21 protein-coding genes and 1 riboswitch are annotated in these 20,310 nt (G+C 71.9%); of the genes, 10 read left to right on the top strand and 11 right to left on the bottom strand.

What is annotated here, in order from left to right; genetic code table 11:
* Positions 1 to 27: 27 nt before the first annotated feature.
* Together AB0K36_RS01605 and AB0K36_RS01600 are read right to left on the bottom strand one after the other, a co-directional pair.
* On the bottom strand, positions 28 to 483 hold the full coding sequence (locus tag AB0K36_RS01605) for an Lrp/AsnC family transcriptional regulator (RefSeq protein WP_364586768.1): 456 nt from the start codon (positions 481 to 483) through the stop codon (positions 28 to 30).
* A gap of 176 nt (positions 484 to 659) precedes the next feature.
* On the bottom strand, positions 660 to 1,493 hold the full coding sequence (locus tag AB0K36_RS01600; protein ID WP_364586765.1) for an alpha/beta fold hydrolase: 834 nt from the start codon (positions 1,491 to 1,493) through the stop codon (positions 660 to 662).
* Between the two features lie 125 nt (positions 1,494 to 1,618).
* On the opposite strand from AB0K36_RS01600, the gene AB0K36_RS01595 reads away from it, so the two are divergent.
* From AB0K36_RS01595 to AB0K36_RS01585, 3 genes are read left to right on the top strand one after another with little or no spacing between them, the layout of a single operon-like run.
* Positions 1,619 to 2,062 carry a hypothetical protein gene (locus tag AB0K36_RS01595; protein ID WP_189466667.1) on the top strand — a complete coding sequence of 148 codons (444 nt, stop codon included), beginning with the start codon at positions 1,619 to 1,621 and terminating at the stop codon, positions 2,060 to 2,062.
* On the top strand, positions 2,059 to 2,472 hold the full coding sequence (locus AB0K36_RS01590) for a thiol-disulfide oxidoreductase DCC family protein (protein ID WP_364586762.1): 414 nt from the start codon (positions 2,059 to 2,061) through the stop codon (positions 2,470 to 2,472). Before AB0K36_RS01595 ends, AB0K36_RS01590 begins: the two co-directional genes overlap by 4 nt.
* 11 nt (positions 2,473 to 2,483) lie before the next feature.
* Positions 2,484 to 3,206, top strand: coding sequence for a TetR/AcrR family transcriptional regulator (locus AB0K36_RS01585; protein WP_364586759.1), 723 nt, complete (start codon positions 2,484 to 2,486; stop codon positions 3,204 to 3,206).
* 15 nt (positions 3,207 to 3,221) lie between these two features.
* Here the strand turns inward: AB0K36_RS01585 and AB0K36_RS01580 are convergent, their stop codons facing one another.
* Both AB0K36_RS01580 and AB0K36_RS01575 read right to left on the bottom strand, forming a co-directional pair.
* Positions 3,222 to 4,709: a metallophosphoesterase gene (locus AB0K36_RS01580; RefSeq protein WP_364586756.1), complete on the bottom strand. Its 1,488-nt coding sequence runs from the start codon at positions 4,707 to 4,709 to the stop codon at positions 3,222 to 3,224.
* Positions 4,710 to 4,711: 2 nt separating this feature from the next.
* Positions 4,712 to 4,972, bottom strand: coding sequence for an SCO4848 family membrane protein (locus AB0K36_RS01575; RefSeq protein WP_189466675.1), 261 nt, complete (start codon positions 4,970 to 4,972; stop codon positions 4,712 to 4,714).
* A gap of 190 nt (positions 4,973 to 5,162) precedes the next feature.
* On the opposite strand from AB0K36_RS01575, the gene AB0K36_RS01570 reads away from it, so the two are divergent.
* Positions 5,163 to 6,350, top strand: coding sequence for a D-alanyl-D-alanine carboxypeptidase family protein (locus AB0K36_RS01570; RefSeq protein ID WP_364586982.1), 1,188 nt, complete (start codon positions 5,163 to 5,165; stop codon positions 6,348 to 6,350).
* Here the strand turns inward: AB0K36_RS01570 and AB0K36_RS01565 are convergent.
* The 3 genes from AB0K36_RS01565 to trpS form a co-directional block, all read right to left on the bottom strand.
* Positions 6,298 to 7,218 carry a YihY/virulence factor BrkB family protein gene (locus AB0K36_RS01565; RefSeq protein WP_364586753.1) on the bottom strand — a complete coding sequence of 307 codons (921 nt, stop codon included), beginning with the start codon at positions 7,216 to 7,218 and terminating at the stop codon, positions 6,298 to 6,300. The two genes, AB0K36_RS01570 and AB0K36_RS01565, sit on opposite strands and share 53 nt — an antisense overlap.
* Positions 7,219 to 7,315: 97 nt before the next feature.
* Entirely contained in the window at positions 7,316 to 7,897 is a 582-nt protein-coding gene (locus AB0K36_RS01560) for a 2'-5' RNA ligase family protein (RefSeq protein ID WP_364586750.1), read from the bottom strand.
* Positions 7,898 to 8,014: 117 nt separating this feature from the next.
* On the bottom strand, positions 8,015 to 9,028 hold the full coding sequence (gene trpS, locus AB0K36_RS01555; protein WP_364586747.1) for a tryptophan--tRNA ligase: 1,014 nt from the start codon (positions 9,026 to 9,028) through the stop codon (positions 8,015 to 8,017).
* Here trpS and AB0K36_RS01550 point away from each other — a divergent pair.
* The 3 genes from AB0K36_RS01550 to AB0K36_RS01540 all read left to right on the top strand — a co-directional run bounded on the left by AB0K36_RS01550 (position 9,027) and on the right by AB0K36_RS01540 (position 11,642).
* Positions 9,027 to 9,701, top strand: coding sequence for an RNA polymerase sigma factor (locus tag AB0K36_RS01550; protein WP_364586745.1), 675 nt, complete (start codon positions 9,027 to 9,029; stop codon positions 9,699 to 9,701). The genes trpS and AB0K36_RS01550 overlap by 2 nt on opposite strands.
* Entirely contained in the window at positions 9,694 to 10,677 is a 984-nt protein-coding gene (locus tag AB0K36_RS01545; protein WP_364586742.1) for a hypothetical protein, read from the top strand. The genes AB0K36_RS01550 and AB0K36_RS01545 overlap by 8 nt, the downstream gene beginning before the upstream one ends.
* A 281-nt stretch (positions 10,678 to 10,958) precedes the next feature.
* Complete coding sequence (locus AB0K36_RS01540; protein ID WP_364586739.1) at positions 10,959 to 11,642, top strand: hypothetical protein; 684 nt, start codon at positions 10,959 to 10,961, stop codon at positions 11,640 to 11,642.
* Positions 11,643 to 11,979: 337 nt separating this feature from the next.
* Here the strand turns inward: AB0K36_RS01540 and glyA are convergent, their stop codons facing one another.
* Positions 11,980 to 13,248, bottom strand: a complete 1,269-nt coding sequence (gene glyA, locus AB0K36_RS01535) for a serine hydroxymethyltransferase (protein WP_364586736.1) — start codon at positions 13,246 to 13,248, stop codon at positions 11,980 to 11,982.
* A 43-nt stretch (positions 13,249 to 13,291) separates the two neighbouring features.
* A riboswitch (ZMP/ZTP riboswitch) is annotated at positions 13,292 to 13,383 on the bottom strand.
* A 130-nt stretch (positions 13,384 to 13,513) separates the two neighbouring features.
* Between glyA and rocD the strand changes: the two genes are divergently transcribed.
* Complete coding sequence (gene rocD, locus AB0K36_RS01530; protein WP_364586733.1) at positions 13,514 to 14,725, top strand: ornithine--oxo-acid transaminase; 1,212 nt, start codon at positions 13,514 to 13,516, stop codon at positions 14,723 to 14,725.
* A gap of 21 nt (positions 14,726 to 14,746) precedes the next feature.
* Here the strand turns inward: rocD and pdxR are convergent, their stop codons facing one another.
* A complete protein-coding gene (gene pdxR / locus AB0K36_RS01525; protein ID WP_364586730.1) occupies positions 14,747 to 16,153 on the bottom strand; it encodes a MocR-like pyridoxine biosynthesis transcription factor PdxR in 1,407 nt (468 codons plus the stop codon).
* Positions 16,154 to 16,200: 47 nt separating this feature from the next.
* On the opposite strand from pdxR, the gene AB0K36_RS01520 reads away from it, so the two are divergent.
* Both AB0K36_RS01520 and AB0K36_RS01515 read left to right on the top strand, forming a co-directional pair.
* Positions 16,201 to 16,722: a carboxymuconolactone decarboxylase family protein gene (locus AB0K36_RS01520; RefSeq protein ID WP_364586727.1), complete on the top strand. Its 522-nt coding sequence runs from the start codon at positions 16,201 to 16,203 to the stop codon at positions 16,720 to 16,722.
* Positions 16,723 to 16,805: 83 nt separating this feature from the next.
* On the top strand, positions 16,806 to 17,138 hold the full coding sequence (locus tag AB0K36_RS01515; RefSeq protein ID WP_364586724.1) for a hypothetical protein: 333 nt from the start codon (positions 16,806 to 16,808) through the stop codon (positions 17,136 to 17,138).
* A gap of 78 nt (positions 17,139 to 17,216) precedes the next feature.
* Here AB0K36_RS01515 and AB0K36_RS01510 read toward each other — a convergent pair whose 3' ends face one another.
* Together AB0K36_RS01510 and AB0K36_RS01505 are read right to left on the bottom strand one after the other, a co-directional pair.
* Entirely contained in the window at positions 17,217 to 18,179 is a 963-nt protein-coding gene (locus tag AB0K36_RS01510) for an ABC transporter substrate-binding protein (RefSeq protein ID WP_364586722.1), read from the bottom strand.
* 78 nt (positions 18,180 to 18,257) lie between these two features.
* Entirely contained in the window at positions 18,258 to 20,288 is a 2,031-nt protein-coding gene (locus AB0K36_RS01505; RefSeq protein WP_364586979.1) for an ABC transporter permease, read from the bottom strand.
* Positions 20,289 to 20,310: the final 22 nt, after the last annotated feature.

The raw sequence follows: 20,310 nt of genomic DNA, 5'->3' as shown, positions 1-20,310 counted from the left end.
TCGAACAGTAGGACGCCCCACTGACAGTCAGGTTCCGAGGGGCGTGTCCAGCGGGGAGACGGGACGTTCGAAGAACGTCTCCAGCGAGACCGTCGCCTGGGTGCCGCTGACGCCTTCGATCGCGTACAGCCGGCGCAGCACGTCCTGGAGTTGTTCGGTGGTGGTGGTGCGTACCTTCACCAGCACGGAGGCGCTGCCCGCGATGACATGGGCCTCCTGGATCTCGGGGATCGCGGCGAACGCCTCCGCGGACTCGCCCATCCAGGCCGAGGACTCGACCATCACGAACGCCAGCACTCCGCGTCCCAGAGCCGCGGGGTCCACCTCGACCGTGGTGCGGCGGATGACGCCGCGCTCCCGCAGTTTCCGTACGCGTTCGTGCGCGGCGCCGGCGGACAGGCCGACCGCCTTGCCGAGGGCCGCGTAGGCGGAGGTGGCGTCCTCCTGGAGGAGGGCGATGAGTTCACGGTCCACGGCGTCCATGGTTCGCGACCATAGCGCCTCCCGGCTCACCCGTGGCGGGCCGAAGCCTCTTCGAAGCCACCCTCGGACGGGCCGATGACCTGCCGGGTGAGCCGTCGGCGGATCGACGGGATCCTGGACGGACGCGGATCCGCCGCGGGCCCGATGTGGGCGCGGCGGGCCCGCGGGCCGCGGATCTACCGGGTGGCGTGTTCGGCGAGGAACCCGGTGATGAGGGGGGTGACCTCCGCAGGCCGTTCCAGGCTGGGCAGGTGCTGGGCCCAGGGCAGTTCGACGTGGCGGGCGCCGGGGATCAGTGCGGGCAGACCGGCCGCGATCTGGCGGAAGTCCTCCACGTCGCGCGCGCCGGAGACGGCGAGGCAGGGCGCGTCGATACGGGAGAGGTCGGGCTCGGGCGACTGGGCGGGGCCGTCCCCGGCCGCTCCGGCGTCGCCGGCCTCCTCGCCGTCGGCGCCGCCTTCTGCGGGCTCCGCGTCGGCAAACTCCTTCTCAGCGGCCAGTTGCACCTCGAACGCGTGCCGCTGCATCCGCCGCACGGCTTCGCGTGTCTCGTCGTCGGCCTCGGGCCCGAGCCAGGTGGAGACGTTCAGTTCGACGGCCCCCTCGAGGTCATCGGCCTCGATCAGGGCGTCCTCCTGCCGGCCGAATGCCCTGAGCCGCGGGCCCGGTGGCCGGCCCGGCTGCCCGGCGCAGAGCAGTACCAGTGCGGCGGCCAGCTCCGGCCTGCGAGCGGCCAGCTCCAGGGCGACCTTGCCGCCGTAGGACGACCCGATCAGGGCGGCCCGGCCTATGCCGAGGGTGTCGAGGAGTTCGAGTACGTCGTCGGCATCGCTGTAGGGGCCCGTTCCCGCGGGCGTTTCGCCGAAGCCCCGGAAGTCGCAGCGCACCACCTCGTATCCGGCGTCCGCGAGCGACTGCCACTGGAGGTCCCACATCCGCCGGTCGCACACGCCCGAGTGCAGGAGTACGACGGTGGGGCCTTGGCCGGTCCGGTCGAAAGAGATCGTCATGGTGCTGACCCTAAGGGAACCCCTGCCGCCGGCCGCCCACCTTTTCCCGAACGCTTGAACATGTTCAAAAGTAGGTCTACAGTCAGGACCGCCAGCTTTTGAACATGTTCAAGGGAGGGTGGGGCATGGACCTCACTGTTGTCACGTACGTCGCCTACCTGCTGATCAGCGTCGGGCTCACCGTCTGGGTCGCACGCACCCTCAGCAAGAACGGCCGGATATTCCTCGCCGACGTACTGAAGGGGAACGAGAAGCTGGCGGAGGCCGTCAACCACCTTCTGGTCGTCGGCTTCTACCTGGTGAACCTCGGCTTCGTCGCGCTCTACCTCAAGACGGCCGACGCGATCGAGGAGACCCGCGGCCTCCTGGAGGCCCTGTCGGTCAAGATCGGTGTCGTCCTGCTCGTCCTCGGCGTCATGCACCTCGGCAACGTCTACGTCCTCAACAAGATCCGCCGTCGCGGAGTGATGGAGGACCGGCAGACCCCGCCGGTCGGCCCCCAGGGGTGGACCCAGCAGGCGCCCGCGGGTCCGTGGACCCCGCCGGCCCCCGGCCGGGCCGGAGCGTGACACCCGTGAGCCTCGCGGTCCGGGCACTGACCGTCCTCTACGACGCCGACTGCTCCCTCTGCGTGCATCTGCGGAGCTGGCTGCTGCGGCAGCCCCAGCTCGTGCCGCTCCGGTTCGTGCCCGCCGGATCGGCCGCGGCGCACCGCGACTATCCCCAGCTCGACCACGCCCGCACGATGCGCGAGATCACCGTCATCGGCGACCGCGGCCAGGTCTACTCGGGCCAGGCGGCCTGGATCGTGTGCCTGTGGGCACTGGCCGAGCACCGGCCCAAGGCCCACTGGCTCGCCACCCCGGCCGGCGCCCCGTTCGTGCGCGTCACGATGCTCGCGGCGGCCAAGTACCGCGAGATGACCGGGGCGGGGACGGGCGCCGCTCCCTGCGACGACCGGTGCTCCGCACCCGACTAGGCTCGGACACCGTGACTGAAGCGAACGACCCGGCCGACACGAGGGCCCCCAAGAGCGAGCAGACCCGGACGCTCATCCTCGAGACCGCGCTCCGGCTCTTCCAGGAGCGCGGCTACGACAAGACGACGATGCGGGCCATCGCCAAGGAGGCCGGAGTCTCGGTAGGGAACGCGTACTACTACTTCGGCTCCAAGGAACACCTCGTCCAGGGCTTCTACGACCGGATCGCCGCGGAGCACCAGGCGGCGGTCCGGCCCGTGCTGGACAAGGAGACGGACCTCGAGTCGCGGATGGCGGGAGTGCTGACCGCGTGGCTGGACATCGCCGCGCCGTACCACGAGTTCGCGGCCCAGTTCTTCAAGAACGCGGCCGACCCGGAGAGCCCGCTCAGCCCCTTCTCCCCCGAGTCCGAGCACGCCCGCGAGGCCGCCATCGACGTCCACCGGGAGGTACTCGCCGGCTCGAAGTCGAAGGTGGCGGAGGAGCTGCGGGACATCCTCCCCGAGCTGATGTGGCTCTCCCAGATGGGGCTGGTCCTGTACTGGGTCTTCGACCGTTCGGAGGGAAGCGAGCGCAGCAGGCGGCTGGCCGAGCGTGGTGCCCGGCTGACCGCCCGTGGTGTGGCCCTGGCCCGTTTCCGGGTGCTTCGCCCGCTCGTCCGCGAAGTGCACGAGCTGTTCACGGACTTCCTCCCCGGCATGGCGGAGACCGTGGCGGCGCGCAAGAAGGACTGATCCCCGCGGAAGCGCCTATGCCTGACGCGACGCCAGCTCCACGACGGTGATGTCCGAGGACGCCCCCACCCGCACCGGCGGGCCCCAGGCGCCCGCGCCCCGGGTCACGTACAACTGGGTGTCGCCGTAGCGTTCCAGGCCGGCCACGGTGGGGTTGGCCAGTTCCGCAAGGTGGTTGCCGGGCCACAGCTGGCCGCCGTGCGTGTGCCCGGACAGCTGGAGGTCCACGCCCTGTTCGACGGCGTCGTGGATGACGACGGGCTGGTGGGCGAGGAGCACGGCGGCGCGGGCGCGGTCCCGGTCGCCGAGTGCCTTCGCGAAGTCGGGCCCCTGGCCCTCGTCCTCGCCGGCCACGTCGTCGACGCCGGCCAGGTCGAAGCCGCCGGCGATCTCGACACGTTCGTTGCGCAGGGGCCGCAGGCCGAGCTCCCGGACGTGGTCGACCCACTCGTCCGCGCCGGAGAAGTACTCGTGGTTGCCGGTCACGAAGAACGAGCCGTGGCGGGAGCGGAGCCGGGCGAGCGGCTCGGCCGCCGACCCGAGGTCGGCGACCGACCCGTCGACGAGATCGCCGACGACGGCGACGAGGTCGGGCTGGGTGGCGTTGATGGAGTCGACGATGCGCTGCGTGTGGGCCCGGCCCAGGATCGGCCCGAGGTGGATGTCGCTGACGACGGCGATACGGAAGCCGTGGGCGGCCCGGGGGAGCTTCGCCAGCGGAACGGTCACACGCTTGACGCGCGGGCCCCGGAGCACGCCGTACGTGCCGTACCCGACGGTGCCGAGCGCGGCGGTGGCGGCCGCGCCACCGACCACTCGGGACACGAACAGCCGCCGAGAGACGCCGCCGGCACCGGCGGTGGCTCCCGTGTCCCCGCCGGGGGCCGCAGGGCCGCCGGTGCCGGTGTCCGCCTCCGTGTCGGTGTCCGTGTCGGTGCCGGTGGTTGCGTCCGTGCCGGACGGCTGCGCCGCGGGGGCGCTGTCGACGGCGACCGCGGCAGCCCGGCCGTGATCGGCACCGGCGTCCTCCGCCGTCCCTCCCAGGGCGGCACCCGCACCGGCCGGACGCCGCCGGTCCCCCGCCGCCCCGGACGCCCGCGCCGCGGCTGTGCCTGTGGCCGAGGAACCGGAAGGCGTCGAGGGCTCGGCGTCCCTGTCCGGACCGCCCGCGGCGGCGCGGTCACGGCGGTCCAGCACCCTGCGCAGTACGGGGCGTACGGCCTCGCCGGCCAGCAGCGCCAGGACCAGGTAGAGCAGTACCGCCAGCCAGAGGTAGCCCGGCCAGGCCAGGACCCGCTCCAGCCAGAAGGGCGCACCGACGCGTCCCGAGGTGAGGGCGGCGAAGGACAGCACGGGCAGCACCCAGATCGCCGCCGTACCCAGCCGGCGGGCGAGTCCGCCCGGGGCGGTCGTGTCGCGGACCAGCCGCCGCCACACGTACCAGTGCACCCCGGCGAGCAGGGAGACGACCAGAATGATCACGAGCACGACGACGGCCGCCACAATCAGTTCCCCGTTCCCTGACCGCGCTCACGGCGCGAAGCGCGCACGCCGCGCAACCCGATGACCCCGATGACCGTCCCCAGAACAAAGGACGTAACGGCGAGCAGCAGATGGACCCAGAAGTAACCGGTGGGGTCGCCCGCGTCGTCGAAGGCGAGCCCGCTGCCGTCCTTCCACAGGTTTTTGACGAAAGTGACCCAGATGAACCAGCTCCACACCCCGAACGCGAGCAGGAACCAGGAGACGGAGCGGCTGAGCTTCATGAAGCAAGTATCGCGGCCGTCCGCCGACCGGGTTGTTCGGGGTGGGCTGTCCCGGGGTCCGTTCCGGACGAACAGCGGGCCGATCTCCATATTTTCAGATCGGCACTGTACGTTCTCGTCCGTGTCTGCTCTGAAAACCACCGCGCGAAGGACCGTGTTGACGGTCCTGGCCGCCGCGCTGCTGCCCGCGATGACCGCTGCTCCGGCCTTCGCGGCCACGCAGGACAACAACCCCGAGCGGAAGAAGCCGAAGCCGCCGGCGGTCATGTCCTCGGTCGGCGGGTCCCTGCTGGCGAAGCCGGGTACGCAGGTACGGCTCGGTCCCGGGGCGCCCGTCCTCCCCAAGGACGTCAGCGGCCGGTCGTGGATCGTCGCGGACGCCGAGAGCGGGGAGGTGCTCGCCTCGCACAACGCGCACTGGCGGCTGCCCCCGGCCTCGACCATGAAGATGCTCTTCGCGGACACGCTGCTGCCGAAGCTGCCGAAGACCACCGTCCACAAGGTCGCCCCCGAGGAACTCGCGGGCGTCGGCGCCGGCAGCAGCCTCGTCGGGATCAAGGAGAACCACACCTACTCGGTCCACGACATGTGGCTCGGCGTCTTCCTGCGTTCCGGCAACGACGCCGTCCATGTCCTGTCGGCCATGAACGGCGGCATCGACCGCACGGTCGCGGACATGCAGGCGCACGCGGAGGAGCTCCAGGCCCTCGACACCACGGTCGTCTCCCCCGACGGCTACGACGCCCCCGGCCAGGTCTCGTCCGCCTACGACCTCACGCTGATCGCCCGCAGCGGTATGCAGAAGAAGGACTTCCGCGAGTACTGCTCGACGGTGAGCGCCGACTTCCCCGGCGAGCAGAAGAAGGGCAAGAAGCGCGGCACCTTCAAGATCCAGAACACCAACCGGCTGCTCACCGGGGCGAGCGGCATCAGCCCGTACAAGGGCATCGCGGGCGTGAAGAACGGCAGCACCACACACGCCGGCTCGACCTTCACCGGTGTCGCGGAACGCAACGGCAAGGTGCTGCTCGTCACCGTCATGAACCCGGACTCGGGCGAGAGCCAGGCCGTCTACAAGGAGGCGGGCAGGCTCCTCGACTGGGGCTTCGCGGCGGCCGGCAAGGTGAAGCCGGTGGGCGACCTGGTCCCGCCGAAGTCCGCGGAGCCCGCGTCGTCCGCCGACCCGGAGCAGGTCAAGAACGACGGGGGCAAGGACGAGGCCGCCGACCCGGTCGCCGCCTCGCAGGCCGGCTCGAGCGGAATCGGCGTCGCGCTGAGCGTCGTCGGTGCCGTGCTGGCAGGTCTGGGGGCCGCGATGTTCCTGATCAAGCGCCGGTGGCCGCTGCCGGACCGGGTGCGTCGCGCGCCGCGTCCGTAGCGGACCGGGCGGGCTCCTCCTTGCTCTGCGTCGCCGTCCAGGCGGCGCAGAACAGCAGCAGCTTGGCGGTGAAGTTGATCCACAGCAGCAGGGCGATCGGCACGCCGAACGCGCCGTACATGCTCCTCGAGGCGACCCCGCTGATGTAGCCGCCGAGCAGCAGCTTGAGCAGTTCGAAGCCGACCGCGCCGATCAGCGCGGCCACGAGCAGACGGCGGCGCGGCGGCTGGACCCCGGGCAGCAGGGTCAGCACGTAGAGCAGGATCAGGAAGTTCGCGATCACACCGACCGCGACGGCGGCGATCTTCAGCAGTACCCCGCCGACGCCGCCCTCGTCGAGGCCGAGCAGTTCGGCGGTCCGGCCGACGGTCATGGAACCGAGCGCGGAGGCCGCGAACGAGGCGAGGCCGGTGCCGCCGAGACCGGCGAGCACCCCCACATCCTTGATCTTCCGGACCACCGGGTTGCCCTCGTCCTCGTCGTCGAGCTCCCACACGGCCCGCAGGCACTCCCGCATCGAGCCGACCCAGCCGACACCCATGAACAGCAGCAGCGCGCCGGCGACCACCCCGACGGTGCCCGCGTTGGCCACCAGGGCCTGGATGTCGAGCTGGTCGGAGATGCCGGGCACCTGTTCGGCGATCTTGTCGTCGAGCTTGTCCAGGGCCTGCTGGTCGAGCGCGGCGGCGACGATCGCCGCGGCGACGGTGATCAGCGGAAAGAGCGCCAGGAAACTGAGGAAGGTGATCGCGGCGGCCAGACGCGTCCAGTGGACCCGGTCGAGCGTCTCGTACGACCGCCAGGCATGGGTGCGCATCAGCCGCTGCACGATCGGGCCGACGACAGGGAGCTTGATCAGCCAGTCCATGGCCTACGCCTACCCGCCGTGACGCCTCGCAGGCACGCGGCACGCCGGTCCCGCGTCGAACGCTACGCGCGGTGACCGAGCCGCCCGGCGCGCCGGGTCAGAGGGTGGTGACGTGGTCGTCGACCGGTGCGCCCTGCGAGGGCACCCCGGAGATGCCGCCGCCGAAGGCGAAGGTGCTGAGCTTGCGCCACACGGCGTCGGCGCCCTGCTCGTAGAGCGCGAAGGAGGCGCAGGTCCACTCGGCGCCGTACTCGGACAGCTCCTCGTACGCCCGGTCCATCGCCTCCTCGGAGATGCCGTGCGCCACCGTGACGTGCGGGTGGTAGGGGAACTGCAGTTCGCGTACCAGCGGCCCGGACGCGTCCCGGATCCGCTTCTGCAGCCAGGTGCAGGCGGAGCCGCCCTCGACGACCTGGACGAAGACCACGGGCGACAGCGGACGGAACGTGCCGGTTCCGGACAGCCGCATCGTGAAGGGCCGGCAGCCCGCGGCGACGGAGGCGAGGTGCGCCTCCACCGCGGGAAGCAGCGACGAGTCGACCTCGGTGGGCGGCAGCAGGGTGACGTGAGTCGGAATGCCGTGCGCGGCGGGATCACCGAAGCCCGCGCGCCGCTCCTGGAGCAGGCTGCCGTAGGGCTCCGGGACCGCGATCGAAACGCCGAGCGTTACGGTCCCCACGTCGTTCTCCTCAGTCCTCGGTACGGATCGGTGAGTGGGTGTGCAGCCGCCAGTGTGGCGGCTGCACCCTCGCTGTGGCCAGAGTCCTTGGACACAGGTCCTCCGACTCTTTCCGGCTCAGTGCTTGGCGGGGACGAATCCCAACTTGTCGTACGTGTCGGCCAGCGTCTCCGCCGCGACCGCACGGGCCTTCTCCGCGCCCTTGGCCAGGATCGAGTCCAGCGTCTCCGTGTCGTCCAGGTATTCCTGCGTACGGGTCCGGAACGGTGTGACGAAGTCGACCATCACCTCGGCCAGGTCCGTCTTGAGCGCACCGTAGCCCTTGCCCTCGTACTTCTGCTCCAGATCGGCGATCGCCGTACCCGTGAGGGTGGAGTAGATGGTGAGCAGGTTGCTGACGCCCGGCTTCTCCTCGGTGTCGAAGCGGATCACCGTGTCGGTGTCGGTGACGGCGCTCTTGACCTTCTTCGCCGTCGTCTTCGGCTCGTCGAGGAGGTTGATCAGGCCCTTGGGCGTGGAGGCCGACTTGCTCATCTTGATCGTCGGGTCCTGGAGGTCGTAGATCTTGGCGACCTCCTTGACGATGTACGGCGCGGGCACGGTGAACGTCCGGCCGAAGCGGCCGTTGAAGCGCTCCGCGAGGTCGCGGGTGAGCTCGACGTGCTGGCGCTGGTCCTCGCCGACCGGCACCGCGTCCGCCTGGTACAGCAGGATGTCCGCGACCTGGAGGATCGGGTACGTGAAGAGACCGACCGTCGCACGGTCGGCGCCCTGCCGGGCCGACTTGTCCTTGAACTGCGTCATGCGCGAGGCCTCGCCGAAGCCCGTGAGGCAGTTCATGACCCACCCGAGCTGGGCGTGCTCAGGAACATGGCTCTGCACGAACAGGGTGCAGCGCTCGGGGTCGAGACCTGCCGCGAGCAGCTGGGCTGCGGCGAGCCGGGTGTTGGCACGCAGCTCTGCCGGGTCCTGCGGCACGGTGATCGCGTGCAGGTCCACGACCATGTAGAAGGCGTCGTGGGTCTCTTGCAGCGCGACGTACTGGCGGATGGCGCCGAGGTAGTTCCCGAGGTGGAACGAACCGGCGGTGGGCTGGATACCGGAGAGCGCGCGGGGTCGGGATGAGGCCATGCACACCATTCTCTCAGGTGCGGAACCGATCTCCGGCCGCCGGTGTATCAATGGTGTGAGGACGCGGGAGGGGACCCTCGAGCGGGGTCCGGAGGGGGGCCGCCTCGTCAATGCCGAGGGCGCGGTGATCGCCCGCGTGCGCGCCGGAGAGCCGGAGGCGTACGCGGAGCTGGTCCGCGCGCACACGGCGGTCGCGCTGCGGGCGGCGGTGGCCTTCGGAGCGGGCGCGGACGCGGAGGACGTGGTGCAGAGCGCGTTCCTCAAGGCGTATCAGGCGCTGGGGCGCTTCCGGGAAGGGGCGGCGTTCCGGCCGTGGCTGCTTCGGATCGTCGCCAATGAGACGAGGAACACAGTGCGTTCGGTGGTGCGGCTGCGTGCGGTCGCCGGCCGGGAGGCACTGCTGCTGGGACCCGAGCCGCTGATACCCGAGTCGGCCGATCCGGCGCTGGCCGCCGTCGCGCGGGAGCGGCGCGGGGCGCTGCTCGCGGCGCTGGCCGAGCTGACCGAGGAGCAACGACAGGTCGTCACCTACCGCTATCTGCTGGAGATGGACGAGGCGGAGACGGCGGAGGCGGTCGGCTGCCCACGGGGCACGGTCAAGTCCCGGCTGAACCGCGCGCTGGCCCGACTGGGGCAGCTGATGAGGGGTGAGGGAGGTGAGGGGCATGGCTGACGGGGCCGAAGAGCGCGAGGAGCGGGGCGCGGGCACCGGTGAGGACCGTGAGGACGCATCGCGGACGCCGGCGCACGACGGGCGGGAGCGGCACGAGGGAAGGCATGACGGGCGCGAGGGTCCTGGGTCGGGCGACGGCGGGCACGAGGAGTTGGTGGAGGAACTGCGCGGGCTGGGGCGCGGTATCCGCATCCCGGACGTGGACGGCGAGACCATGGCGGAACGGGTCCTGGCACAGCTCCTCGCCGGGTCGGCCGCGCCGCCGGTCACCCCGGAGGTGGTGGCGCTGAGCGGGCCCTGGGCCCCGGGCGTCACCCGAAGGCGGCGGGCGGTGCGGTGGCTGCGCCGGCGCCGGCGCGCACTGTCGGTGGGCCTGTCCGGGGTGCTCGTGGTCATGGTGCTGACCCCGCCCGTGCGGGCGGCCGTCGCCGACTGGTTCGGCTTCGGCGGGGTAGAGGTGCACCACGACCCCACCGCACGGCCGCCGAAGGCCGCGTCCGTGCCCTGGTGCCAGGACCCGGTCGGGCTCGCGGAGGCCGGCCGGCGCGCCGGGTTCACGCCCCTGGTGCCCGGCTCGCTGGGCGACCCGGAGGCGGTGTCGGTGGCCGTGGGGCCCGAGGGGCGCTCGGTGGTGAGCCTGTGCTGGCGCGAGGACGGCCGGACGGTCCGGCTGGACGAGTTCCCGGCGCGGCTGGACATCGGCTTCGCCAAGGAGGCCAGGCTGATGCCGCAGTGGCTGATGCTGGGCGACGACGGGACGGGGACGGGCACTCCGCAGTCGACCGGGCTGTGGTTCTCGGAACCGCACCGGCTGCGCTTCATGATGACCGACGTCCACGGCGACGAGTGGATCGAGGCCGAGCGGACGGCGGGCCCGACGCTGCTGTGGACGACGGCCGACGCCGTGACCACGCTGCGGCTGGAGGGCGTGGCGTCGGCGCGGCGGGCGGAGGAGATCGCCGAGTCGGCCCTGTGACGGCCCGCGGGCTCCGCGTGGTCGCTCGGTCCGCGTGGTCCGGTTGGTCCGCGAGCGCCGCGGAATCGGTGAACGGGTGCATGGGTGAAGCCCGGGCCCGTGGGCCCCGGCGAGATGCGCGAGATCGCGAGATCGCGAGATCCGTCAAGGATTTCCGCGGCCGGGGCGGAACCTGAGGCGCTCGGGCGGTGTACCAGAGGTGACGCGGGTGCGGACGGTCCGGGCCGTGCGTCGCTGGGGGAAGTATGCGACTGCTACGACGAGTTGCCGCACTGGCGGTCATGCTCGCCTTGACGTGGGTGCTCGCGCCCGTGGCGGCGGCCGGCGGGCCGACCAGCGTGTTCCTCACCTCTCCGGAGAGCGGCGAGACGGCCTCGCTGTACTACTCCGACAAGGAGTACGGGACGCTGACCGACTTGCTGGGGCCGACCGGTTCCGACGGCACGAAGGAGCGGCCGCCGTCCCTCGACATGGCGATGGGGACACGGCAGATCACGGTGACGTGGATGGTCCACGATGTGGATCCGTGGCGGGTCGACCGGGTGTATCCGGGCGAGGCGCGCGACACCGTGTGGATACACACCTCGACGGAGAGCGGCGGGGCGAATGGGACCTGGCACACGGCGCAGCGGCCCGGGGAGCTGGTCGAGCTGCTCGGCGAGCTGGGGCTGATGGGCGAGAAGTCGCCGTCCGGGGGTGGAGCCGAGGGATACCCGGCGCCTTGGGAGCAGGACGCCGGCGCGACGGAGGAGGCTTCGGCCGAGGCCCCCGCCGCGCCGCCGGCCGAGGACCGGAGCCGGCCGGTGGCGGCGTCGAGTGCCACGACCGGCTGGTGGTGGTCGATACCGGGCCTGGCGGCCGGCGCGGCCCTCGCTCTTCTCCTCGCTCGGCTGCTGCCGTCCTTCCCGCTCCGCCGTGACACCGGCGACCCGGGCCCGCGCCAAGAACTGCTGGACGCTTCCTAGAAACGAGGGCGGGGCGATCCGGCGCCGCGCGCCGGGGGCCCGTTCCGGCCAGGTCCGGCGCCGCGCGCCGGGGGCCAGTCCGGGGCGGTCCGGCGGGTCCGGCACGGGCAGACGCTGCGGCATGGCCCGGCCCCGCACGGTCCGGTCCGGCGCCCCGCGCCAGGGGCCCGGTCCGGCGCGGTCCGGCGCGGTCCGGCGCCCCGCGCCAGGGGCGGCCCGTTCCGGCGCGGCCAGGTGCGGGGCAGGCCAGGCGCGGCGCGGGGCGGCCCGTTCCGGACGGGTCCGGCCCGGCTCGGTCCGGCTCGGTCCGGCTCGGTCCGCCCCCGGTCGCGACGGCTCAGGCCGGGAGGCCCGGTGCCGGGTGCGCGGCCATCAGGTCGGCCACCTCGGCGCGGACTGCCGCGAGCTCGTCCTCGTCGCCCTTGCCGGCCGCGGTGACGCCCCGGTCGATCCACGCGGCGACGGCGGCCATGTGCTCCGTACCGAGGCCCCGGGAGGTCAGGGACGGCGTGCCGATGCGGATGCCGGACGGGTCGAACGGCTTCCTCGGGTCGTACGGGACGGTGTTGTAGTTGACGACGATCCCGGCCCGGTCGAGCGCCTTGGCCGCCACCTTGCCGGGGACGTCCTTGGAGGTGAGGTCCATCAGGATCAGGTGGTTGTCGGTCCCGCCGGACACCAGGTCGAAACCGCGCGCGAGCAGCGCCTCGGCGAGGGCCTTGGCGTTGGCGACGACCTGGGCGGCGTAATCACGGAAGGAGGGCTGCGCGGCCTCGTGGAGGGCGACGGCGATGGCGGCGGTGGTCTGGTTGTGCGGACCGCCCTGGAGCCCGGGGAACACCGCCTTGTCGATGGCCTTGGCGTGTTCCTCACGGGACATCAGCATCGCGCCGCGCGGCCCGCGGAGCGTCTTGTGGGTGGTGGTGGACACGACGTCGACATGCGGCACGGGCGAGGGGTGGGCGCCGCCCGCGATCAGGCCCGCGATGTGCGCGACGTCGGCGACGAGTACGGCGCCGGCCTCCCGGGCGATCTCCGCGAAGGCGGCGAAGTCGATGGTGCGCGGCAGCGCCGTGCCGCCGCAGAAGATGACCTTGGGCCGTTCCTTGAGCGCGAGCTCGCGCACCTCGTCGAAGTCGATGAGGCCGGTGTCCTGGCGCACGCCGTACTGAACGCCCCGGAACCACTTTCCGGTGGCGGAGACGCCCCAGCCGTGGGTGAGGTGGCCGCCCATGGGCAGGGCCATGCCCATCATGGTGTCACCGGGCTCGGCGAAGGCGAGATACACGGCGAGGTTGGCGGGGGAGCCGGAGTACGGCTGGACGTTGGCGTGGTCGACGCCGAAGAGCGACTTGGCGCGGGCGACGGCGAGCCGCTCGACCTGGTCGATGTTCTGCTGGCCCTCGTAGTACCGGCGGCCGGCGTAGCCCTCGCTGTACTTGTTCTGGAGCACCGTGCCGGATGCCTCGAGCACGGCCTGGGAGACGTAGTTCTCGCTGGGGATGAGCCGCAGCGTCTCGGACTGGAGCTGCTCCTCCGCGCCCACGAGAGCGGCGAGCTCCGGGTCGGTCGTGGAGAGGGCGGGGTGGGAAAGGGGAAGGGTCATGGGAATGGTCCTCCGGGGCGATCCGTGGTCGTCGGTCGTGTTCCCGGGGTGCCCAGGCGGGGCGACACCTCGTGCGAAAGCCCGCGCACGGCTTCCTCGGGGTCGTTTCCCCGTACGCCAGTCACCGCGCGTGCCGCCCACAGTAGCGGCCCGGCGGGCCGCCGCGCGGTGTCGTCCACACTGCGAGCCGCGGCCGGAGAGCGACGATGGAGGGGAGCGCCGGCCGCGCCGGCGCCGGAGGTCCGTCCCGACGATCGGAGGCCCCGTGCCGAGCTCGACTTCCGCCTTCGCCGCCGCGGAGGCGCACAGCGCGCACAACTACCACCCGTTGCCGGTCGTCGTCGCCTCGGCGGACGGCGCCTGGATGACGGACGTCGAGGGACGCCGCTTCCTGGATCTGCTCGCCGGATACTCGGCGCTCAACTTCGGGCACTCCAACCGCAGGCTCGTCGAGGCGGCGAAGGCGCAGCTGGAACGGGTCACGCTGACCTCGCGGGCCTTCCATCACGACCGGTTCGGGGAGTTCTGCGCGCAGCTCGCGGAGCTGTGCGGGATGGAGACGGTCCTGCCGATGAACACCGGTGCGGAGGCGGTGGAGACGGCCGTCAAGACCGCCCGCAAGTGGGGGTACCGGGTGAAGCGCGTGCCGGACAACATGGCCAAGATCGTCGTGGCGGCGAACAACTTCCACGGCCGGACGACCACGCTGATCAGTTTCTCGACCGATCCGGTGGCGCGGGCCGACCACGGGCCCTACACGCCCGGGTTCGAGATCGTCCCGTACGGGGACCTGACCGCGATGGAGGCGGCGGTCACGGAGAACACGGTGGCCGTGCTGCTGGAGCCGATCCAGGGCGAGGCCGGGGTGCTGGTGCCTCCGGCCGGGTACCTCCCAGGTGTCCGCGCGCTCACCCGCGAGCGGAACGTGCTGTTCGTCGCGGACGAGATCCAGTCCGGCCTGGGCCGCACGGGCAGGACGTTCGCGTGCGAGCACGAGGGCGTGGTGCCGGACATGTACGTGCTCGGCAAGGCGCTGGGCGGTGGTGTGGTCCCGGTGTCCGCGGTGGTGTCCTCGGCGGAGGTGCTCGGCGTCCACCGGCCGGGTGAGCACGGCTCGACGTTCGGCGGAAACCCGCTGGCGTGCGCCGTCGCGCTGGAGGTGATGGCGATGCTGCGCACCGGCGAGTTCCAGCGGCGGGCCACCGAGCTGGGTGAGCGGCTCCACCGGGAGCTGGGGCTGCTGGCCGCCGGCGGCGCGGTGACGGCCGTGCGGGGACGCGGGCTGTGGGCCGGTGTGGACATCGCGCCGGACCGCGGCACCGGCCGGGAGGTCTCCGAGAAGCTGATGGACCGCGGTGTGCTGGTGAAGGAGACCCAGGGCGCCACGATCCGGATCGCTCCGCCGCTGGTGATCAGCGAGGAGGACCTGGACTGGGGCCTTTCCCAGCTCCGAGCGGTCCTGACGGAACGCCCGTAGCGCGGCCGGTGGCGCGGTGGCCTACGCCAGCGAACGGCACAGCGCGTCCAGCGCGCCCGACCACGCGCTGTCCGGCGGGGTCGCGTAGCCGACGACGAGCGCGTCGCCGCGGGGCGGGGCGTCCGTGTGCCGGAAGCGGCCCATCGGCTCGACGGCCAGGCCGTGCCAGGCTGCGGCCCGCACGGCGGACTGCTCGGTGCCGGGCGGCAGTTCGAGGACCGCGTGCAGCCCGGCGGCGATCCCGCTCACCCGGATTTTGGGGGCGTGCTCCGCCAGCTGACGCACCAGGTGGTCGCGGCGGCGCCGGTAACGCAGCCGCATGCCCCGTACATGCCGGTCGTAGGCGCCGGACGCGATGAACTCGGCCAGGGTGAGTTGGTCGAGCGAGCTCGACGCCCACTCCACGCCGCCCTTGGCCGCGAGCACCTCCCCGACGAGGCCCTGGGGCAGCACCATCCACGCCAGCCGTAGTCCGGGGGCCAGGGACTTGCTCGCCGTGCCCATGTGGACGACGCGCTCCGGGTCGAGGCCCTGGAGCGCGCCGACGGGCCGGCGGTCGTAGCGGAACTCCCCGTCGTAGTCGTCCTCGAGGATCAGACCGCCCGTCCTGCGGGCCCAGTCGACGACCGCGGTCCGCCGGTCCGGGTGCAGCGGCATCCCGACGGGGAACTGATGGGCGGGCGTCATCAGCACCGCTCCGACGCCCCGCAGCCCGCCCTCCCCCAACGCGGCCGGTTCGGTGCCCAGTTCGTCGAACGGGAGGGCCGGGATGCGCAGTCCCGCCTCGGTCAGCACGTTGCGGTGTTCGTCGAGGCCGTACGACTCGACCGCCACCTCCCTGACCCGGCGCTGCCGCAGCACCTTGCCCATCAGCATGAGCCCGTGTACGAAGCCGGAGCAGATCACGATGCGTTCGGGGTCGGCGTGCACGCCACGGGCGCGGGCCAGGTAGTCGGCCAGCACCGTCCTCAACTCGACGCGTCCGCGCGGATCTCCGTAACCGAAGGCCTCGTGGGGAGCAGCGTCCAGCGCCCGGCGGGCCGCCTTGAGCCACTCGGCGCGAGGGAAGGAGGCCAGGTCGGGGCTGCCGGGCAGCAGGTTGTAGGCGGGCCGGCCGCGGGCCGGGCGGGTCCTCGCCGTGCCGGGTGCGGTCCTGCGGGGCACGGAGCGGCGGGCGACCCTGGTGCCGGATCCCTGCCGTGCGGTGAGCCAGCCTTCCGCGACCAGTTCGGCGTAGGCGTCGGCGACCGTGTTGCGGGCGATCCCCAGGTCGGCGGCGAGCGAGCGGGACGACGGCAGCCGGGTCCCCGGTGCGAGCCTCCCCGTGCGGGCGGCCTCCCGCAGCGCGTCCGTCAGTCCCTGCCGCAGCCTCGGCCCGCGTACCTCGAGGTGGAGGTCCGTACCGAAAGTGGACCAGGAATCCGTCATGGAAATGGACCATACCGCTGCGCCACCGGACCTCTACGGTCGAACCCATGACGACCACGAACGCGACCACGGCCGCGACCACGAACGAGATCAATGCCCCCGAGCACACTCCCCGCCTGGCCATGATGGAGCTGGCTCCCGAGGTCTACAAGGCCATGGTCAAACTGGACCAGGCGGCCCGCCGGCACCTCGACCCGGTGCTGCTGGAGCTGGTGAAGATCCGCGCCTCGCAGATCAACCACTGCGCGTTCTGCCTCGACATGCACAGCAAGGACGCGCTCGCGGCCGGCGAGTCGGTGGAGCGGATCGTGCAGCTCAGCGCCTGGGAGGAGTCGCGGCACTTCTACACGGAGAAGGAGATCGCGGCGATCGAGCTGACCGAGGCGGTCACCGTGCTCACCGACGGTTTCGTGCCCGACGAGGTCTTCGAGAAGGCGGCCAAGCACTTCGAGGAGACCGAACTGGCGCATCTCGTCGCGGCCATCACGGTCATCAACGCCTGGAACCGCTTCGGCGTGACAGCCCGCCTTGTTCCCGGCCACTACACGCCCGGTTCGCTGAAGCACTGACGAGTTCCGGACGAAGGTCGGGACAAGCTCTGAAGACGCTCAACTCCGGTTCCCCGTCGCCGATCACGGGAGACGATCACGTCATGATCGGACTCACGAAGAAGGAACTGTCGGTGGTGGTGCTGCGCGACGCGGACCGCATCGAGGCCGCCGTCCACGCCGCGCTGGAGCACGCCGCACCGGAGGAACGGCCGGGGCTGGAGCGCGCCCTCGCCGTCGTCGCGGAGGCGTCCGCGGCGACGGACGAGGAGCTGCGGGCCCGCTGGGTCAGGCAGCGTATGGACGCGGCGGGGGTACGCGGCCCTGCGGACTCGGTCGAGGCGATCAAGGCCCTGCGCGAGGCGGCTCCGGGCCTCAGCCTCCTGTCGGCGGTGCAGCTCGCGAAGTCCGCGGAGTCCGTGCAACGCGGCGCGTGAGGACCCGCCGTGCCCCGCCGGCCGCAGGACGGGCGGGGCACCGGACGCGCCCCGCCCGTGCGGGCGGGGCCGCGGGTGTCACTTCTTGGGCAGCCACTGCTTCCAGGTCGCCTCATTGGCCTTGACCCACTTCTCCGCGGCCGCCTCGGGGCTCATCTTCTCCCCGGCGATCATCTGCGCGACCTCGTTCTGCTGCTCGGTCGTCCACTTGAAGTTCTTCAGGAACTCGGCCGCCTCGCCGCCGTTCTTGGCGAAGTCGGCGTTGAGGAACTTCTGCAGCGGTGTGTTCGGGTAGGCGCACGCGATCTTCTTCGGGTCGGCGTCGCAGCCCTCCTTGTACTCGGGCAGCTTCACCTCGACGAGATCGACCTGCGCGTTCAGCCACTGCGGGGTCCACCAGTAGGTCAGGAAGGGCTTCTTCGCCTTCACGTACTTCTGGATGGCGGTGATCTGGGCGGCCTCGGAACCCGCGTAGTTGGTCTTCAGGTTCAGCCCGAGGTTCTTGATGATCGCGTCGTCGTTGGTGACGTAGTCGGGCGAACCCTCGAGGAGTTCACCCTTGCCGCCGCTCTCCGCGGTGGCGAACTCCTTGGCGTACTTGTCGAGGTTCTTCCAGTCCGTCACGTCGGGGTGCTTGTCGGCGAAGTACTTCGGCACGAACCAGCCGATGTGGCCCTCGACACCGAGGTCACCGCCCTTCACGACGGTCTTACGGTCCTCGACGTACTGCTTCTCCTCCTTGGGGTGGCCCCAGTCCTCCATGATCGCGTCGATGTCGCCCTTGGAGAGGGCGTCCCAGGCGAGCACTTCACCCATCTGCTGGGTCTTGACCTTGTAGCCGAGCTCCTCCTCCAGGATGTAGGACGCGACGGCCGTGTTGGCCTGCGCGCCGACCCAGGACGGGACGGTCAGCTTCACGGTCTTCTCGCCGCCGGCCGCGTCCTGGCTCTTGCCCGTCTCCGCGGCGCTGCACGCGCTCAGGGAGAGGACGCCGAGGGCGGCGGCGACGGCGGCGGTGCGGAGGGTTCTGGTGCGCTTCATGGTGGTGCTCCTGCTGTGAGTGAGGGACGTGAGTGGTACGGGGGCGGGGGCGGGGCGCCCGGGTCGGCGCCCCGCCGTTCAGCCGCGTTTGCGGGCCGGCTGGGTGATCCGGTCGAGTACGAGACCGAGGCAGACGATCGCCACTCCGGCCGTCATTCCGAGACCCATCTCGCCGCGTGACAGGCCCTTGACGACGTCGTAGCCGAGGGCACCGCCGCCGACGAGCGCGCCGACGACGACCACGGCCAGGACCAGCACGACCCCCTGGTTGACGGCGAGCTGGAGCGCGGGGCGGGCGAGCGGCAGCTGGACCCGGAGGAGTTGCTGCCGGGTGGACGCGCCGAGCGACCGGGACGCCTCCAGCGCCGCGGGGTCGACCTCGCGCAGGCCCTGGGCGGTGATGCGGACCACCGCGGGCAGCGCGTACACGACGGCCGCGACGATCGCGGAGACGCGGGCGACTCCGAACAGGGCGACCACGGGAATGAGGTAGACGAACTGCGGCATCGTCTGCATGGCGTCGAGCACCGGCCGCAGCCAGCGCTCCAGTCGTCCCGCACGGGCGCAGACGATGCCCGCGAGGACGCCGAGGACCAGGGTGACGACGAGTGCGGCGAGCACCTGGGAGAGCGTGTCGAGGGATTTCGTCCACACGCCGAGCACGCCGATCGCGGCCATGGCGAGCGTGGCGGTCAGTGCCGTCATCCAGGTGCCGACGAGCCAGGCCAGACCGGCGACCAGCAGCAGCACCGCCCACCACGGCAGCGCGGTCAGACCGTCCCTCATGGGGTTGAGGACCCACAGCGTGAAATGCTCCGACCAGGTCTCCGTGCCGCCGAGCACCGGGATGCCGGACGACAGGTTCTCGGTGATCCAGACCTGGGCCTTGTTGACGGGCGTGGAGATGGCGAACGTCCAGCCCTCCGGCCACGCCGTGCCGGCCACGAAGCGCAGCAGCACGGCCGCGGCGACGCCGCCGCCTGCCAGCGCCCAGGCGGAGCGGCCGTGCAGCAGGCCGCCACCGGGTGCGCTCCGGCCGATCCGGTCGCCGGCGGCCGCGGTCGTACGGTCGAGCCAGACGGCGATCAGCACGATGGGGATGCCGGCGGCGAGCGCCTTGCCCACGTCCACGGTGGACAGGGCGGAGTAGACCTCCTCGCCGAGGCCGCCCGCGCCGACGAGCGCGGCGATGACGACCATCGAGAGCGCCATCATGATCGTCTGGTTGAGGCCGAGGAGCATCTGCTTGCGGGCCAGTGGCAGCCGTGCCGTGCGCAGCCGCTGCCACGGGCTCGCCCCGAGTGACGTGGCCGCCTCGAGCACCGCGGGGTCGGCGCCGCGCAGACCGAGCGTGGTCAGGCGTGCCATCGGCGGCGCCGCGTAGATGACGGTGCAGAACAGCGCGGCGGGCGTGCCGGTGCCGAAGACCAGCACGAACGGCAGCAGGTAGGCGAAGGCCGGCAGCACCTGCATGGTGTCGAGCACCGGCCGCAGCAGGCGGTCGACCCGGTCGGAGAGCCCCGCGGCCAGTCCGATGAGTACGCCCAGCAGCGCGGCGCAGGTCACCGCCACCACCATCAGGGCGATGGTGAGCAGGGTGGCGTCCCACATGCCGAGCAGCCCGCACACGGCGAACGCGCCGAAGGCCGTCGCCGCGACCTTGACGCCGCCGCGTCCGAGCCCGGCCGCGCGCCAGGCGAACAGCACGCCGGCGGCGAACACACCGGTCCAGCCCATCGTGTCGAGCACGGTGTAGACGCCGCTGACGGCATCGGTGGCGGTGTTGGACAGGTGCAGCAGGAAGTACAGGAAGAGGGGGTGGCTGTCCCGGTTGTCGATGACCCACTTGTTGGCGTCGTCGAGCGGACCGGAGATGTCGACGCTCAGCGCGCCGGGCCACGGGCCGCTGCCCCACACGACCGCCGAGAGCGGTACGAGGACGGCCGCCAGCGCGGCGAGCACCAAGAGCTTGCCCTTGACGGGATGACGCATCAGGTCCTGGAAGGACCGCCCGGTGGCGGGACGGCCGGACTTGTCCTGTGCCTTCTCGGTGCCGGGAACCTTGTCGGGAGTCTTGTCGGAAGCGGGAGTGGTGACGGCGGCGGTCATCGCGGCCACCGCCCCTCCGCCG

This window comes from Streptomyces kurssanovii, from assembly GCF_040677245.1.
GTDB classification, from domain to species: Bacteria; Actinomycetota; Actinomycetes; order Streptomycetales; family Streptomycetaceae; genus Streptomyces; species Streptomyces kurssanovii.
Note: the sequence above shows the minus strand (reverse complement) of the source record. Positions and strands in the feature narration are given on the sequence as shown.